At 66.6% G+C, this 14,384-nt stretch carries 13 protein-coding genes and 2 pseudogenes; 5 read left to right on the forward strand and 10 right to left on the reverse strand.

Annotated elements, in window-relative coordinates; all coding sequences use genetic code 11:
- Nucleotides 1-23: 23 nt before the first annotated feature.
- The 4 genes and pseudogenes from H8B02_RS03200 to H8B02_RS03215 all read right to left on the reverse strand — a co-directional run bounded on the left by H8B02_RS03200 (nt 24) and on the right by H8B02_RS03215 (nt 6,843).
- Nucleotides 24-2,087 (reverse strand): hypothetical protein, encoded by a 2,064-nt coding sequence (locus H8B02_RS03200; protein ID WP_229164825.1) that lies wholly within the window; start codon nt 2,085-2,087, stop codon nt 24-26.
- Nucleotide 2,088: 1 nt separating this feature from the next.
- Nucleotides 2,089-4,898: pseudogene (locus tag H8B02_RS03205) on the reverse strand (DUF4159 domain-containing protein).
- On the reverse strand, nt 4,898-5,839 hold the full coding sequence (locus tag H8B02_RS03210; RefSeq protein ID WP_229164826.1) for a DUF58 domain-containing protein: 942 nt from the start codon (nt 5,837-5,839) through the stop codon (nt 4,898-4,900). Before H8B02_RS03210 ends, H8B02_RS03205 begins: the two are co-directional and overlap by 1 nt.
- Nucleotides 5,839-6,843, reverse strand: a complete 1,005-nt coding sequence (locus tag H8B02_RS03215; protein WP_176533166.1) for an AAA family ATPase — start codon at nt 6,841-6,843, stop codon at nt 5,839-5,841. The genes H8B02_RS03210 and H8B02_RS03215 overlap by 1 nt, the downstream gene beginning before the upstream one ends.
- Nucleotides 6,844-7,072: 229 nt before the next feature.
- Here H8B02_RS03215 and H8B02_RS03220 point away from each other — a divergent pair, with 229 nt between their 5' ends.
- From H8B02_RS03220 to H8B02_RS03235, 4 genes are read left to right on the forward strand one after another with little or no spacing between them, the layout of a single operon-like run.
- Nucleotides 7,073-7,729, forward strand: coding sequence for a DUF1285 domain-containing protein (locus H8B02_RS03220; protein ID WP_229164827.1), 657 nt, complete (start codon nt 7,073-7,075; stop codon nt 7,727-7,729).
- A 32-nt stretch (nt 7,730-7,761) separates the two neighbouring features.
- Complete coding sequence (locus tag H8B02_RS03225) at nt 7,762-8,397, forward strand: CoA pyrophosphatase (protein ID WP_376711588.1); 636 nt, start codon at nt 7,762-7,764, stop codon at nt 8,395-8,397.
- Nucleotides 8,394-8,657 carry a DUF6111 family protein gene (locus H8B02_RS03230; RefSeq protein ID WP_212315578.1) on the forward strand — a complete coding sequence of 88 codons (264 nt, stop codon included), beginning with the start codon at nt 8,394-8,396 and terminating at the stop codon, nt 8,655-8,657. The genes H8B02_RS03225 and H8B02_RS03230 overlap by 4 nt, the downstream gene beginning before the upstream one ends.
- Complete coding sequence (locus H8B02_RS03235) at nt 8,654-9,910, forward strand: CCA tRNA nucleotidyltransferase (RefSeq protein ID WP_229164829.1); 1,257 nt, start codon at nt 8,654-8,656, stop codon at nt 9,908-9,910. Before H8B02_RS03230 ends, H8B02_RS03235 begins: the two co-directional genes overlap by 4 nt.
- A gap of 86 nt (nt 9,911-9,996) precedes the next feature.
- Here H8B02_RS03235 and H8B02_RS03240 read toward each other — a convergent pair whose 3' ends face one another.
- The 6 genes and pseudogenes from H8B02_RS03240 to H8B02_RS03265 form a co-directional block, all read right to left on the reverse strand.
- Nucleotides 9,997-10,248 carry a DUF2158 domain-containing protein gene (locus H8B02_RS03240; RefSeq protein WP_229164830.1) on the reverse strand — a complete coding sequence of 84 codons (252 nt, stop codon included), beginning with the start codon at nt 10,246-10,248 and terminating at the stop codon, nt 9,997-9,999.
- 138 nt (nt 10,249-10,386) lie between these two features.
- Nucleotides 10,387-11,126 (reverse strand): annotated as a pseudogene (locus tag H8B02_RS03245) (HAD family hydrolase).
- Nucleotides 11,117-12,013, reverse strand: a complete 897-nt coding sequence (gene hemF / locus H8B02_RS03250) for an oxygen-dependent coproporphyrinogen oxidase (protein ID WP_229164831.1) — start codon at nt 12,011-12,013, stop codon at nt 11,117-11,119. Before hemF ends, H8B02_RS03245 begins: the two are co-directional and overlap by 10 nt.
- 2 nt (nt 12,014-12,015) lie before the next feature.
- Nucleotides 12,016-12,381 carry a 6-pyruvoyl trahydropterin synthase family protein gene (locus H8B02_RS03255; protein ID WP_229164832.1) on the reverse strand — a complete coding sequence of 122 codons (366 nt, stop codon included), beginning with the start codon at nt 12,379-12,381 and terminating at the stop codon, nt 12,016-12,018.
- Between the two features lie 26 nt (nt 12,382-12,407).
- Nucleotides 12,408-13,040 (reverse strand): 7-carboxy-7-deazaguanine synthase, encoded by a 633-nt coding sequence (queE, locus tag H8B02_RS03260; protein WP_229164833.1) that lies wholly within the window; start codon nt 13,038-13,040, stop codon nt 12,408-12,410.
- 10 nt (nt 13,041-13,050) lie between these two features.
- Nucleotides 13,051-13,512 carry a tRNA (cytidine(34)-2'-O)-methyltransferase gene (locus tag H8B02_RS03265; RefSeq protein WP_229164834.1) on the reverse strand — a complete coding sequence of 154 codons (462 nt, stop codon included), beginning with the start codon at nt 13,510-13,512 and terminating at the stop codon, nt 13,051-13,053.
- A gap of 277 nt (nt 13,513-13,789) precedes the next feature.
- Here H8B02_RS03265 and petA point away from each other — a divergent pair, with 277 nt between their 5' ends.
- On the forward strand, nt 13,790-14,320 hold the full coding sequence (gene petA, locus H8B02_RS03270; RefSeq protein WP_229164835.1) for a ubiquinol-cytochrome c reductase iron-sulfur subunit: 531 nt from the start codon (nt 13,790-13,792) through the stop codon (nt 14,318-14,320).
- Nucleotides 14,321-14,384 lie beyond the last annotated feature (64 nt).

Here is a 14,384-nt window from a genome sequence, read left to right on the forward strand (position 1 = left end):
AACATCGGGAGTGTGGGCCGGTCTCAGCGTCCCTCGCGCAGCCAGGTTGCCGCGAATGCACCGAGCAACAGCAGCAGGCCGACCAGGCCGGCGAACATCGGCAGCACGCCGACGCCCTTCACGACGCTGGCGTCGCGCATCTTGACGCCGAGCCAGCCGTCGCCGCGGAAGATCGTCGACGCGCGCACCGGCACGATGCGCGGCATGTCGAGGCTCGATCCGTCGACGATGCGCCGTGCGTCGCCGCCGGTCGCCTGCGAAAGCGGCTTCAGCATGTCGGTGGTCGAGGTGACTTCCGAGAATTCCTTCGGGTTGGTCGGGCCGACATTGATCAGCGCCTTCAGCGTCCCGTCCGTGGCCTGCCACAGACCGAGCTCGCTCGCGGGCAACGTGGCGCGCCACTCGCCGGGATCGCCTGCGGTCAAGGTCAGTTCATGCGTGGCGCCGCTCGGCGACGTCACGGTGACCGGCGCGACGGTGTCGGACATGGTCTGCCGCACCACCATGAGGTCCTTGCCCTGTACCTGCATGCGCAGCGCCTCTTCGTCGAGGTCCGGCTGCTTCATCAGCCAGTGCGACACCCGCCGCAACAGATCGAGATGCGGTCCGCCGCCTTCATAGCCGCGCGCCCACAGCCAGATCTGGTCGGAGAGCAGCAGCGCCACGCGGCCTTCGCCGAACCGCGACAGCAGCAGCAGCGGCTTGCCGTCGGCGCCGGTCATGACCGGTGGGTTGATCGCGTTGCGGGTGTCGACGGTGCGGAAGAACCGGCTCCAATGCGGCGGCTCGGCATTCGAGCCTTCCAGCCCGCGTGTCACCGGATGGCGTTTCCCGGCATCGCTCAAATGCGCATAGAACGGCTTCTCGGTCACGCCGACCGGCTCGGCCGGCAGCACCGAATCCAGCGGCGTGCGCCAGATGCTGGTGGTCGAGGCGTAATCGGGACCGGCCGAGACCAGCACTGCGCCGCCGGAGCGGACATAGCGCGCGATGTTGTCGAAATAGGCGATCGGCAGCACGCCCTGGCGGGCGTAGCGGTCGAAGATGATCAGCTGGAATTCGTTGATCTTCTGCTGGAACAGCTCACGGGTCGGAAACGCGATCAGCGACAGCTCGTTGATCGGCGTGCCGTCCTGCTTCTCCGGCGGACGCAGGATGGTGAAGTGGACGAGATCGACGCTGGGGTCGGACTTCAACAGATTGCGCCAGGTGCGCTCGCCGGCATGCGGCTCGCCGGACACCAGCAGCACGCGCAGTTTGTCGCGCACGCCGTCGATCGCCACAACGGCGCGGTTGTTGACCGGCGTCAGCTCGTTCTCGAGCGGCGAGGCCTCGATCTCGACGATGTTAGGACCGGCATGCTTGATGTCGATGTCGACGCTCGAGGTCTGGCCGCTGGTCAGCGTGCGCTCGTTGATCACCTCGCCGTCGCGGCGGATCGTGACCTTGGCGCGCTCGCCGGTGACGCCCTGGTCGTCGAGCCGGTAGGTGATGGTCTGGGTCTGGCCGACGATGCCGAAGCGCGGCGCTGCCGTGATCGCGATGCGGCGGTCGCGCTCGTCCTTGCGGCCGGTGATCAAGGCGTGCACCGGCGCCTGGAAGCCGAGCGCCTGCGCGTTGGCGGGAATATCGTGCACGCGGCCGTCGGTGATCATGAACGCGCCGGCGACGCGCTCGACCGGAACGTCCGACAGCGCCGATGTCAGCGCGCCGAACAGTTTGGTGCCGTCGGTTTCGCCGTCGGCCTGGCCGGCCTCGACGACGCGGACCTCGAGGCCCTTGATCTGCTTCAGGCTGTCGACCAGCGCCTGCCGTGCCTTGTCGGTCTCCTGGTTGCGGGTGCCGAAATTCTGGCTCGGGCTCTTGTCGACCACCACGGCCGCGACCGACGATAGCGGCTCGCGGTCCTCGCGGGTGAAGGAGGGATTGGCCAGCGCGAGCAGGATCAGCGCCAGCGCGGCGACACGCACCGCGGCGCCGCGCGCGCGCGACAGCAACAGCAGCACCGCGATGACGACGATCGCGCCGAGCGCGATCCACAGCACGATCGAGGGAACCAGCGGTGTGAACGCGATACCGTAGTTCATGTCATTGTCCCAGCCGCTCGATCAGGGCAGGCGCGTGCACCTGGTCGGCCTTGTAGTTGCCAGTCAGCGTGTACATCACGATGTTGACGCCGGCGCGGAAGGCGAATTCGCGCTGGCGCGGCTCGCCCGGGGTCAGCGGCAGCATCGGCTGCCCGTCGGGACGGATCGCCCAGGCGCCGGCGAGGTCGTTCGACGTGATGATGATCGGCGAGACGCCATCGCCGCCGCGTGCCGGGCGCTGCGCGGCCTCCTCGTCGTCCTCGCGCGGCAGCGCCTCGACCCAGCTCTGGCCCGAGTTGAAGCGGCCGGGGAAGTCGCGCAGCAGATAGAACGTCTTGGTCAGCACGTGCTCGCGCGGCACCGGCTCGAGCTCGGGCACGTCGAGGGTCGACAGCAATTCGCGCAGCGTCTGCATGCCCGGCGTCTGCGACGCGCCATTGTCGCCCGGCGGCGCCTCGACAGCGTCGCGGGTGTCGAAGATCACGGTGCCGCCCTGCTTCATATAGGCGTCGATCTTGTTGATGGCGTCCTGCGCCGGCTTCGGCGCGCCCGGCACGATCGGCCAGTAGATCAGCGGGAAGAATGCCAGCTCGTCGCGCGCGGGATCGATGCCGACGGGATCGCCGGCTTCCAGTGCGGTGCGCTGCCCGAGGAACAGCGTCAGGCCGGACATCCCGGCCTTGACGATGGAATCGACGTCGGCATTGCCGGTCACGACATACGCCAGCCGCGTCTGCGACACCGCCTTGATGGCGAAGTCGTCGCTGCTGGCGTTCTGGGCGCGCGTCGGCGACGGCACCATCATGGTGGCAAGGACGAAGGCCAAGGCAAGCACCGCCAGCGCGGCGCGCCGCCGGATCAGCGCGGCAAGGCCGCCGCCGAGCATCGCCACCACGATCGCATCGAGCAGGAACAGCGCCAGCGCCGTCGACAGCATGATGCCGCGCAGGTCACGCGGCTCGCTGTTGGTGTAGGTCGCATGCTTCGCGCGCAGGCCGGAGGTGTCGAGCGGCGCAATGCGGTCGGCGGAGGCCAGCGTGTTGACCGCGATCGGGCTCTCGGCGGTGCCGTAGAAGCCGGGCGGATGGTCCGCGGTGCCGCGGTCGCGATAGTCCGCCGACATCGGCTTGGCGGTCGACGGCGGCGGGCCGAACGCGCCGAAGCCATCGAGCGTGCGCAGCGGCGCGACCGTCTCGGCATTGGGATCGCTGGCGACGCCGGGGCCGGGCTTCGAAGTGTAGCCGGACATGTCGATCAGCCGGCGCAGCATCTCGACGAAGGTGCCGGACATCGGCAGGTCGGACCAGCGCATGTCGCGCCGACATGGAACAGGCTGACCACGCCCTTGCCGCGATGCTCGCCGGTGACGAGCGGCGTGCCGTCCTCGAGCGAGGCCCAGCTCTTGGTCGCGAGCACGGCGTCGGGCTCGGCCAGCACCTGGCGGCTCACGGTGATGTCCTTCGGCACGGTGAGGCCCGTGAACGGGCCATCGGCGGCGAACGAGGCCATGTGTTGCGGCTTCTCCCAGGTCAGGCTGCCGCCGAGCGTGCGTCCGCCGCGGCGCAGCTTGACGGGAACGAGGTCGTCATCGGCCTGCGCGAGGCGAGGGCCTGCGAAGCGCACCAGCACGCCGCCTTGCTCGATCCAGGCATTGAGGCGGTCGCGGATCTCCGGCGACAGCGTGCCGACGTCGGCCATCACGATCATCGGCAGCCGCTGGTCGAGGAATTGTCCGATCACCTGCTGCGGCGCGCCGCGATCGCCGAGCCTGACGTCGGCGAAGGGCGACAGCGCGCGGGAGAGATAGAAGGTCGAGGCCAGCAGCGGCTGTGCGGTGTCGTTGCTCGCACCCGAGACCACGCCGATGGCGCGGCGGCGCCAGCGCCGGTCGAGCAGCTGCACGGCGCCGGCCGAATGCTCACCGGAAATTTCGAGCCGCGCGATGTCGTTGCGCAGTTCGACCGGAAGATCGAAGGCAGCTTCGGTCTCGCGCTCCTGCGGGCCGAATGCGTAGCGGGCCTCGCCGATCGGCGAGCCCTTGGCGTCGACCGCGCGCACCGTTCCCGCCGCGATGCCGCTTTCGGTGCGCAGGACCTTCACGGTCATCTTGGCGGCGGCGTTCTCGGCCGCGACCAGTGCCTGCGCGGATTGCGCGCCGCCGGTATAGATCGTCAGATTGCGGCTCTCGATCACCTTGCCGAGACCTTCGGTGAATTCGCTGCCGCGGCCGGTGTCGACGCCGTCGGACAGCCAGGCGATGTCGCAGTCGCCGGTCGATTTGAGGAAACGTTCCAGCGTCGCCAGGGTTTCAACGCGATCGATCGAGTAGGGTTTTGGCGCAAGCTGGCGCAGCGCGACGCGCGCGGCGCCGGCCGGCATCAGCGTGATGTCGCGCGTCGGCTCGGACAGCGGCACCAGCGCGACGCCGCGGCGGTCGCTGTCGGCATTGGTGACCAGCTCGTCCGCGGCCTTGATCCGCGCATCCCAACTCGAGGCCGCGCTCCAGCCGTCGTCGAGCAGGATCACCAGCGGCTGCTTGCCGGCGGCAACGCCGGTCTGCGGATTCCAGATCGGTCCGGCGGCGGCGAAGATGACCAGCGCGGCGGCGGCGAGCCGCAGCAGCGTCAGCCACCACGGCGTGCGCGACGGCGTCTCCTCCTTGGGCGCGATGTCGAACAGCAGCCGCGTCGGCGGGAATTCGATCCGGCGCGGCCGCGGCGGCATCACGCGCAAGAGCCACCACAGCACCGGCAGGCTGACCAGCCCCAATAGCAGCAATGGTTCGGCGAAGGAGAGCGGGAGGCCTGCGATCATGCGCTGCGTCCCGCTTTGACGGTCGAGCGGCCGCCGCCCTTGCTCACCATCATGCCCGCGTGCAGGAACAGCAGCAGTTCGGCCGCGGAGCGGCTGGTGGTGTGGGTCGAGAACAGCCAGTCGAGCCGGTTGGTCTCGGCACGGATCTGCTCGCGATGCAGCGCGACGCGCGCGACATAGTCGCTGGCCCAGCTCTCGGCACGGCCCGCGGTGATGACGCTGCCGGCCTCCGGCTCGACGAATTCGACGCGACCGGAATAGGGGAAGATCTCTTCGGCGGGATCGACGACCTGGATCATCGTGCCGTGCGCGCCCGACGAGGCGAGCCCGGCCAGCATGGTCGTGATCTCTGCGATCGGCGACCAGAAATCCGACAGCACGACGACTTCGGCCAGCGACGACGGGACGAAGGACGGCGGCAGGCTCGCGCGCGTCGTCTCGTCGTGCAACATCGCTTCCGCCATCTTGTCGATCACGTTGAGGCTTGCGGTCGGGTTCAGCAGGCCGGGAATGCCGACGCGTTCTCCGCCCGCAACGAGCAGCTCGGCAAGCGCGAAGGCGACGATCAGTCCGCGCTCCAGCTTGCTGTCGCGGGCTTCGCGCGAGGCAAAGGCCATCGAGGACGAGCGGTCGGGCCAGATCCACACCGTGTGCGCGGCCTCCCACTCCTGCTCGCGGACATAGAGATGGTCATCGCGCGCCGAGCGGCGCCAGTCGACGCGCTGCGACGGCTCGCCGGAGACGAAGCGGCGGTATTGCCAAAAATTCTCGCCCGAGCCGGCGCGGCGGCGGCCGTGCAGGCCATGGATGACGTTGGCGGCGACACGGCGGGCCTCAAGCACAAGACGCGGCAGCGATGCGGCGAGCGTTCGGCTTTCGCCATCGGCACGTCGAACCGCCAGGATCTCCTCGTTCTGGTGCCTGTTGTCTGCCGCCATCAACCGATCCGCGTCTTCAGCTGCTTGATCACGTCAGGAATGGTGCGGCCCTCGGCGCGCGCCGAGAAGGTCAGCGCCATGCGGTGCTTGAGCACGGGCTCGGCGAGATCGAGCACGTCGTCGATCGACGGCGCGAGCCTTCCGTCGAGCAGCGCGCGGGCGCGGACCGCCAGCATCAGCGACTGGCTGGCGCGGGGACCGGGTCCCCAGGCGATCAGCTTGCCGGCTTCTCCGCCCTCGGTGCCGGGGCGGGCGGCGCGCACCAGCGTCAGGATCGCCTCGACCACGGAATCGCCGACCGGCAGGCGGCGCACCAGGCGTTGCGCGGTGATCAGCGTCTCGGCGTCCATCGACGCCTTGGCGAGCGTCTCATCGGCACCGGTGGTTTCGAACAGGATGCGCCGCTCGGCGTCGCGATCGGGATAGTCGACGTCGATTTCCATCAGGAAACGGTCGAGCTGCGCCTCGGGCAGCGGATAGGTGCCTTCCTGCTCGAGCGGATTCTGTGTCGCGAGCACGTGGAACGGCTTCGGCAAATCGTGTCGCGCGCCGGCAATGGTGATGTGCTGCTCCTGCATGGCCTGCAGCAGCGCCGATTGGGTGCGCGGGCTGGCGCGGTTGATCTCGTCGGCCATCAGGAGCTGCGCGAACACCGGACCCGAGATGAAGCGGAACGAGCGCTTGCCGGCGGAACTCTCATCGAGCACTTCGGCGCCGAGAATGTCCGACGGCATCAGGTCGGGCGTGAACTGGATGCGCTTGGCGTCGAGCCCGAGCGTGACGCCGAGCGTCTCGACCAATTTCGTCTTCGCAAGGCCGGGGACGCCGATCAGCAGCGCGTGGCCGCCGGACAGGATCGTCACCAGGGTGTTTTCGATCACCTGGTCCTGGCCGAAGATGACGGTGGCGACCGCTTCCTTGGCAGCCTTGATCTGGCCCGCGACCTGCTCGGCCGAGCGGACGATCACATCTTCCAGTTTTTCGACGCTGTCTGCACCGGCCATTCGATCCGCTCCTTCTTGACGATGCGCTCGATTCTCGCGTCGTCACCACATGGGCTGCATGCTAAACCTATGCGAAGGCCATGTATTCGTTGAATTAAACTATCCCCACCTTATCGGTATTTCAGGGTATGAACGGCATCACGATGTGGCGAGAATGACATCCCGACCACATCTCAGGATACGTGCACCAATTGTGCCAGATTGAGGGTTGGAAACTTCAGGGCAAACAATGGCGAAGCAAGGGCAGAGCGATTCCGGCAGTGAAACTACGGGGCTCGAAACGAAGGCCCTCGGAGGCAAGGGCCTCGAAGGGCTGACCACTGCCGCCAATCAAGCCGCGGCATCGGCTCCGGCCGGACGCAAGGGCCTGCCGCCGGTTCATCTATGGAATCCGCCGTTCTGCGGCGATCTCGACATGCGAATCGCGCCCGACGGCACCTGGTTCTACATGGGAACGCCGATCGGACGCCCCGCGCTGGTGCGGCTGTTCTCCACGATTCTGAAGCGCGAGGACGGCAAGCACTTTCTCGTGACACCGGTGGAGAAGGTCGGCATCCGCGTCGATGACGCGCCGTTCCTTGCGGTGGAAATGCAGACCGAGGAAGACGCGCGCGGCCGTTTGCTCAGGTTCCGCACCAATGTCGACGACTGGGTCGATTGCGAGAAGGGCCACGGCCTCAGATTCAAGGCCGCCGAGGACGGCGGATTGACGCCCTATCTGCATGTCCGCGCCGACCTGTGGGCCAAGGTCACCCGCGCGCTCTACTACGATCTGGTTGACATGGGCGAGGAGCGGATGGTCGATGGTCAGGAGATGTTCGGCATCGAGTCCGGCGGCGAGTTTTTCGCGATGGCCGATGCCAGCCAGGTGAGGGGCGCACTTTGAACGAGCCGTTGCTGAAGGTGAAGCCGGCGACGATCAGCTCGACGGAATTCTTCGCGCGAGCCCGCACGCGGCTCGATTTCGAAGTGCCGCCGGGGCTGGTCGATCCGCATATCATTCCGCGCACTGGGGATTCCGGCAACGATCGCATGCTCGAGATCGTGGCGCAGGAGCAGCCGGTGCGGCCGGCCGCGGTGCTGATCCCGGTGGTCGATCATCCCGAGCCGACCGTGCTGTTGACGCAGCGCTCGCCCAATCTGTCGAGCCACGCCGGTCAGATCTCGTTTCCCGGCGGCAAGATCGACGCCACCGATGCCTCGCCGCTCGATGCGGCGCTGCGCGAAGCCTGCGAAGAAGTCGGGCTGAAGCGGGAATTCATCGACCCTGTCGGCTATCTCGACCTCTATGGCACCGCGTTCGGCTTCCGCATCCTGCCGACGGTCGCCAGGGTGAGACCGGGATTTACCTTAGAGATCAACGAGGCCGAGGTCGTCGATGCGTTCGAGGTGCCGCTCGCTTTCCTGATGAACCCCGAGAATCATCAGATCCACACCAAGGAATTCCGCGGCATGGACCGGTCCTACTACGCGATGCCGTTCGCCGAGCGCTACATCTGGGGCGCGACCGCCGGCATCCTGCGGGTGCTGTACGAGCGGATCTACCTGTCATGATCCGCACGGTGTTGACCGAGGTCGGAATCTTCCTGATCCCTTTCGCGGTCTATGCCATCTTCCTCATCGCGACGCGGTCCGGCGTGACGCTGCCGACATCCTGGCCGCTCGACATGATCGCGAAGCTGACGCTGGCGGCGCTGGTGCTGGTCATCGTGAGCTTCGTACTGCTCGCCGAATTGACCGGCGCGCCGCCGAACTCCACCTACGTTCCCGCCCATATCGAGAACGGCAGGCTGGTGCCGGGAGCTGAGAAATGAGCGAGGTGCGCCTGTTGTCCGACGCGCCATGGCTCGCTTCGGGGCCCGCGGCGCGCGTGCTCGGCTTGCTCAATGCCGACGGCGAGGAAGCGCGGGTGATCGGCGGCGCCGTGCGCAACGCGCTGATGCGGATTCCGCTCGCCGACATCGACATCGCCACCACGGCAGTGCCGGAGGAGGTGATCCGCCGCGCCAAGCGGGCGGCCATCAAGAGCGTGCCGACCGGCATCGAGCATGGCACGGTGACCCTGGTCGTCGACGGCCATCCCTTCGAGGTGACGACGCTGCGCGAGGACACCGAGACCTATGGCCGCAAGGCCAAGGTGGCGTTCGGGCGCGACTGGGTGCGCGACGCCGAGCGGCGCGACTTCACCATCAACGGCCTGTCGGTCGACGCCTCCGGCGTCGTGCACGATCACGTCGGCGGTCTCGCCGACATCGAAGCGAGGCGCGTGCGCTTCATCGGCGATCCCGCGCAGCGGATTGCAGAGGATTATCTGCGCATCCTGCGCTTCTTCCGCTTCCACGCCGCCTATGGCGCAGGCGAGGTCGATCGCGCCGGCTATCTCGCCTGTATCAGCGGGCGCGCCGGACTTGCCGGCCTCTCGGCCGAGCGCATCCGCATGGAGATGCTCAAGCTCGTGGTCGCGAACGGTGCCGCCGGCGCGGTGGTCGCGATGGGCGATGGCGGATTGCTGCTGCCGCTGTTCGGCGGCGTCGCCTATACCGGGCCGTTCGCGGCGATGATCGAGATCGAGCAGCTGATGGCGCTTAAGCCGAGCGCGACCCGCAGGCTGGCCGCGCTGACGGTCGCCGTGACCGAGGACGCGCGGCGGATCGCGAGCCGGCTGCGGCTCTCCAACGCCGAGGCCAAGGCGCTCGACTCGATGGGCCATCGCTGGTGGCGCCTGCCCGGCATGGACGAGGCGCGCGCCAAGCGCAGGCTCTACCGGCTCGACGAGGAGCCCTATCGCGATCGGCTGCTGCTCGCCTGGGCGCGAACCGGCGCGAACCGCGACGTCGATCAGTGGCGCGCACTCGCCACGCTGCCGCAGCGCTGGCGCGCCCCTCACTTTCCGTTGCGGGCGTCGGATTTCATCGCGCGCGGGATTGCCGAGGGACCGGCGCTGGGGCACGTCCTGACCCTCGCCGAGGATGCTTGGCTAGCGGCGGATTTCCCGCTCGATCCGCAGGTGTTGTCTGGCATCGCCGACCAGACCGTTTCCCGTTTCACCCGCGACCATCGGCTCTAGATTTTCTTGCCGGGTATCTTGCCGGATTTTCTTGCCGGCATCTCGATGCCGCCGGCATCTGCCAGGCAGCATCGCGCCAACAGATCTCAAGCCGCCTTACGCTTCTTCTTGCGATCGCCGTCGTCGTCCTCGTCTTCGTCGTCCTCTTCTTCCTCGTCGTTGTCTTCGTCCTCGTCGTCTTCCTCTTCATCGTCTTCCGGATCGATTTCGGCCGACTCGAGTGCGACGAGCGGCAGGGTTTCGCGAAACAGGTCGCCGTCCGTGCCCATCCACAGGCACTCGACCTTGTCTTCGTCGACTTCCACCACCGTGATCGGATGGCCGCCGGATTTCAGCATGACGACATCGCCTGGTTTCAGTTCCATGATTTTCCCTCCGCGCTGGATGACGCGGACGGCAAGCTAGCGACCGGTGATGACAGTGCGATCACGGCCGGCGCCTGGCGCTGTGGATTTGCGGTGAAAACAGAAGCTGCGTTATTTCGGCGCGGCCGGAACCAGTTCGGTCAGCGAGCGGATGATGCGGTCGGGCTTGATCGTCGATCCCGGCGGCAGCCCGACACCGTGCACGTCCATCCAGATCGCGTAGATGCCAAGCCGCTGCGGCGCCACGACTTCCCACTCCAGATTGTCGCCGATCATCCAGGTATCCGATGCGGTGACGCCGAGTGCCTGCATCGCGTGCAGATAGGCGCGCTCCTCCGGCTTGCCGAAGCCGTGCTCGCCCTCGATCTGGATGTGATCGAAGCGATGGCCGAGCGCGAAGCGCTCGACCTTGGCGCGCTGCATGTCGGCGGCGCCGTTGGTGACCAGTGCGAGCTTGATGCCGAGCGCCTTGAACGCATCGATCGCTTGATGCGCGCCGGGGAACACGAACATCTCCTCCTCGCGATAGGCGGTGAAGCGATCGGCGATGCGGTCCGCGAGATCGTCCGGCAGCGTACGATGGCCGGCCGCTGCAAGCTGAGCGAAGCCGCCCTTCACGGTCAGCCGCCGCGCCTCGCCGAGCTTGATCCGCCAGATCGGCTCGGCGTCGACCAGAACTGCCGTGCATAGGCCAAGAGCGCCGTCGCGACCATGTCCGGCGGCAGGGGAGCGAGCTCTGCGGCGAACTCGGTGGTAATCGTGTTCCAGGCGATCTCGGGACGTCCATAGGCCGACAGGATGGTGTCATCCATGTCGATCAGCATCGCTCGCGGCAGATCAGTCACGGCCATTTCACCTCCGGCGGCAGCGACGACAGGATCGAATCGACATTGCCGCCGGTCTTCAGGCCGAAGATGGTGCCGCGATCGTAGAGCAGGTTGAATTCGACATAGCGCCCGCGGCGGATCAGCTGCTCGTCGCGATCCTCCGCGCTCCAGTCGGCCTCGAAATTGCGCCGCACCAGGTCGGGATAGATCTTCAGGAAGCTGCGCCCGACGTCCTGGGTGAAGGCGAGATCGGCCTCCCAGTCGCCGCTGTCGTGCCAGTCATAGAAGATGCCGCCGATGCCGCGCGCTTCCTTGCGGTGTGGCAGATAGAAATAGTCGTCGCACCATTTCTTGTACTTGTCGTAGTCGGCGACGCCGTTCGGTCCGCTGCAGGCCTCTTTCATCGCGGCATGGAAGGCGACCGTATCGGGGTCTTCCTGGGTGCGTCGCCGGTTCAGCACCGGCGTCAAATCGGCGCCGCCGCCGAACCAGGCTTTGGTGGTGACGACGAAGCGGGTGTTCATGTGCACGGCGGGCACGTTGGGATTGCGCAAGTGCGCGATGAGCGAAATCCCCGACGCCCAGAACCTCGGATCGTCGGCGGCGCCGGGAATCTGCGCGCGGAATTCGGGGGCGAACTCGCCATGCACGGTCGAGCAGTGCACGCCGACCTTCTCGAACAGCCGCCCCTTCATGATCGACATCACGCCGCCGCCGCCGGGCTTGCCGGTGTGATCGGTGCGATCCCAAGGCGTGCGCACGAAGCGGCCAGCGTTGCCGGGATGGAGTGCGGCGGGGGCATCGTCCTCAAGCGTCTCGAAGGCCGCGCAGATGTCGTTGCGCAGCGCCTCGAACCAGCCGCGCGCACGCGTCTTGCGGTCCTCGATGATGGCGGGGTCTGTTGGGAGCATGACTAACCTTGCGGGCCGAAATAGGTGCAGCTTTCGTTGCAGCTGTCGCGATGGACGCTGACGCGGCTCAGCCGGCCTGCGTGCTGCAACCGCTCCCAGATGAAGCGCGAGAGATTCTCCAGCGTCGGCACGCCGATTGCTTCGATCTTGTTGAGAAACTTGTGGTCGAGCGTCTTTTGCACCTCGGCCATCGCGCGTTCGAGCAGGCCGAGATCGATCACCATTCCGGTTTTCGGATCCGGTATGCCGCGGACGGTAACCTCGGCTCGAAACGAGTGACCGTGAATCTCCTCGCTGGCGCTACCAAAGGTCGTTCCGGACAGCGCATGCGCAGCCTCGAACCGAAACGCTTTCGTCAATTCCCACATCTCTCTCAAAATCCAGTTCAGTTAGTTCATCTGATGCCGAGCGTCTTGTGCGTCTGCACGCTGAGGCGCCATTGCGGGTGCTTCAGGCAGTACGCGATCGCAAGCTCGGTATTCTCGATCACGTCGGGGCCGTCCATCGGCTGCAGCGAGAAGCGCTCGAAGGAAAGTCCCGCAAAATCCTCCGGTGCGTTCTCCGGCTGCGGATAGACCAGTTTGAGCTCGTGTCCCCTGAGCACTACGAGCTCGGATGCGGCCTTGGGGCTGACGCAGATCCAGTCGAGCCCGTCGGGCGGGGCGATGGTGCCGTTGGTCTCGATCGCGATCGCAAAGCCGTGGCCGTGCAGCGCATCGATCAGCGCCGTATCGACCTGCAGCAGCGGTTCACCGCCGGTCAGGACCACGTAGCGGTCGGCCTCGCCCCCGGTCCATTGCGCGGCGATGGTGCCGGCGAGCTCGCTGGCGGTCGCATAGCGGCCGCCGAGTGTGCCGTCGGTGCCGACGAAATCGGTGTCGCAGAACCGGCAGACGGCCCCAGTGCGGTCCTGCTCGCGGCCGCTCCAGAGGTTGCAGCCGGCGAAGCGGCAGAACACGGATGCGCGGCCCGCATGGGCGCCTTCGCCCTGCAGGGTGAGAAAGATCTCCTTGACCGCGTAGCTCACCAAAAATCCCTTAAGTTGCCGGACCAGAACCGGTCTGCCGCAGCGCCTCACCGACGGCCATGGCCACCGTGACGGCCACATTGAGCGAACGCATGGTCGGCTTGATCGGAATCAGCAGCCGCGCATCCGCGGCAGCCACCACCGCCTCGGTTACCCCTGCCGTCTCGCGCCCGAACAGCAGGACATCGGAGGCCGTATACGCGAAATCAAGGTAGGATTTCGCCGCCTTGGTCGTGAACAGGACCAGCCGGCATCCGGCCTCGACGCGCCATTCCTCGAATTTCGACCATGAGTCGTGACGCTTCAACCGCACATGGTCGAGATAGTCCATACCCGCCCGGCGGAAATTCCGGTCCGAGGCGTCGAATCCCGCCGGTTCGATGATATGGGCTGATACGTCCAGGCAGGCGCAGAGGCGCAGAATCGTCCCTGTATTCTGGGGGATGTCGGGCTGGAACAGCGCGATCTGCATAGTGCGGACGACCTGTGAAATCGGGATGAAATTGTCTCAATAAAACATCGCTCGGCGCGGATTTCGTGCATTGCACGTGTGCGAGCCGATAGCGGGCTTGCGCTCGTCCGGCAAGGGTGCCAATAGAACGATTCTGGACTGCTGTTCCGCCATTTGGGGTGGGGAATAGCGGTTTTCTGCCGCCGCGGGGGCCGCGGGCGCCGGCAGCCTTTCTTGGGGCGCGTTCTGCGTCTCCGGGGCGGTTCCACCGGCTGCAGAAAAGAAAGGGCTAGGAATCGTGACGACAGCGTCTTCGGCGGACCATCCGACACGCCGTGATTTTCTCTTTGTTGCAACCGGAGCTGCCGCCGTCGTCGGCGCAGCCGCGACCGTTTGGCCGCTGGTTGCCCAGATGAACCCGGATGCCGCGACGATCGCGGCCGGCGCGCCGATCCAGGTCGATCTGACGCCGATCGCCGAGGGCCAGGACATCAAGGTCTTCTGGCGTGGCAAGCCGATCTACATCAGCCATCGCACCAAGAAGCAGATCGAGGAGGCCCAGAAGGTGCCGCTCTCGAGCCTGCCCGATCCGCAGCCCGACTCGGCCCGCGTCAAGGCAGGCCACGACCAGTGGCTGGTCGTGATCGGCATCTGCACCCATCTCGGCTGTATCCCGATCGCCCATGAGGGCAATTACGACGGCTTCTTCTGCCCCTGCCACGGCTCGCAGTACGACTCCTCCGGTCGTATTCGCCAGGGGCCGGCGCCCGCCAACCTGCCGGTGCCGCCCTACGCCTTCCTTACCGACACCAAAATCCAGATCGGCTAAGTCCCGGACCCTCCGGGATTTCGGCTTCCCCTTGGACCCATCGCGTCGTTTTTCTTCTTCAGGA

It is taken from the genome of Bradyrhizobium altum (assembly GCF_020889705.1).
Lineage (GTDB): Bacteria > Pseudomonadota > Alphaproteobacteria > Rhizobiales > Xanthobacteraceae > Bradyrhizobium > Bradyrhizobium altum.

Bases quoted from the DNA above. Each gene is read 5' to 3' on its own strand.
- H8B02_RS03240 (WP_229164830.1), bottom strand. From the start codon at position 10,248: ATGCTGAAATCCGGCGGCCATCCGATCACGGTGGTGGAAGTCGACGAA.
- H8B02_RS03255 (WP_229164832.1), bottom strand. From the start codon at position 12,381: ATGTGGGAATTGACGAAAGCGTTTCGGTTCGAGGCTGCGCATGCGCTG.
- H8B02_RS03230 (WP_212315578.1), top strand. From the start codon at position 8,394: ATGATCCGCACGGTGTTGACCGAGGTCGGAATCTTCCTGATCCCTTTC.
- hemF (WP_229164831.1), bottom strand. From the start codon at position 12,013: ATGCTCCCAACAGACCCCGCCATCATCGAGGACCGCAAGACGCGTGCG.
- H8B02_RS03210 (WP_229164826.1), bottom strand. From the start codon at position 5,839: ATGGCGGCAGACAACAGGCACCAGAACGAGGAGATCCTGGCGGTTCGA.
- H8B02_RS03265 (WP_229164834.1), bottom strand. From the start codon at position 13,512: ATGCAGATCGCGCTGTTCCAGCCCGACATCCCCCAGAATACAGGGACG.
- H8B02_RS03235 (WP_229164829.1), top strand. From the start codon at position 8,654: ATGAGCGAGGTGCGCCTGTTGTCCGACGCGCCATGGCTCGCTTCGGGG.
- H8B02_RS03220 (WP_229164827.1), top strand. From the start codon at position 7,073: ATGGCGAAGCAAGGGCAGAGCGATTCCGGCAGTGAAACTACGGGGCTC.
- H8B02_RS03215 (WP_176533166.1), bottom strand. From the start codon at position 6,843: ATGGCCGGTGCAGACAGCGTCGAAAAACTGGAAGATGTGATCGTCCGC.
- H8B02_RS03200 (WP_229164825.1), bottom strand. From the start codon at position 2,087: ATGAACTACGGTATCGCGTTCACACCGCTGGTTCCCTCGATCGTGCTG.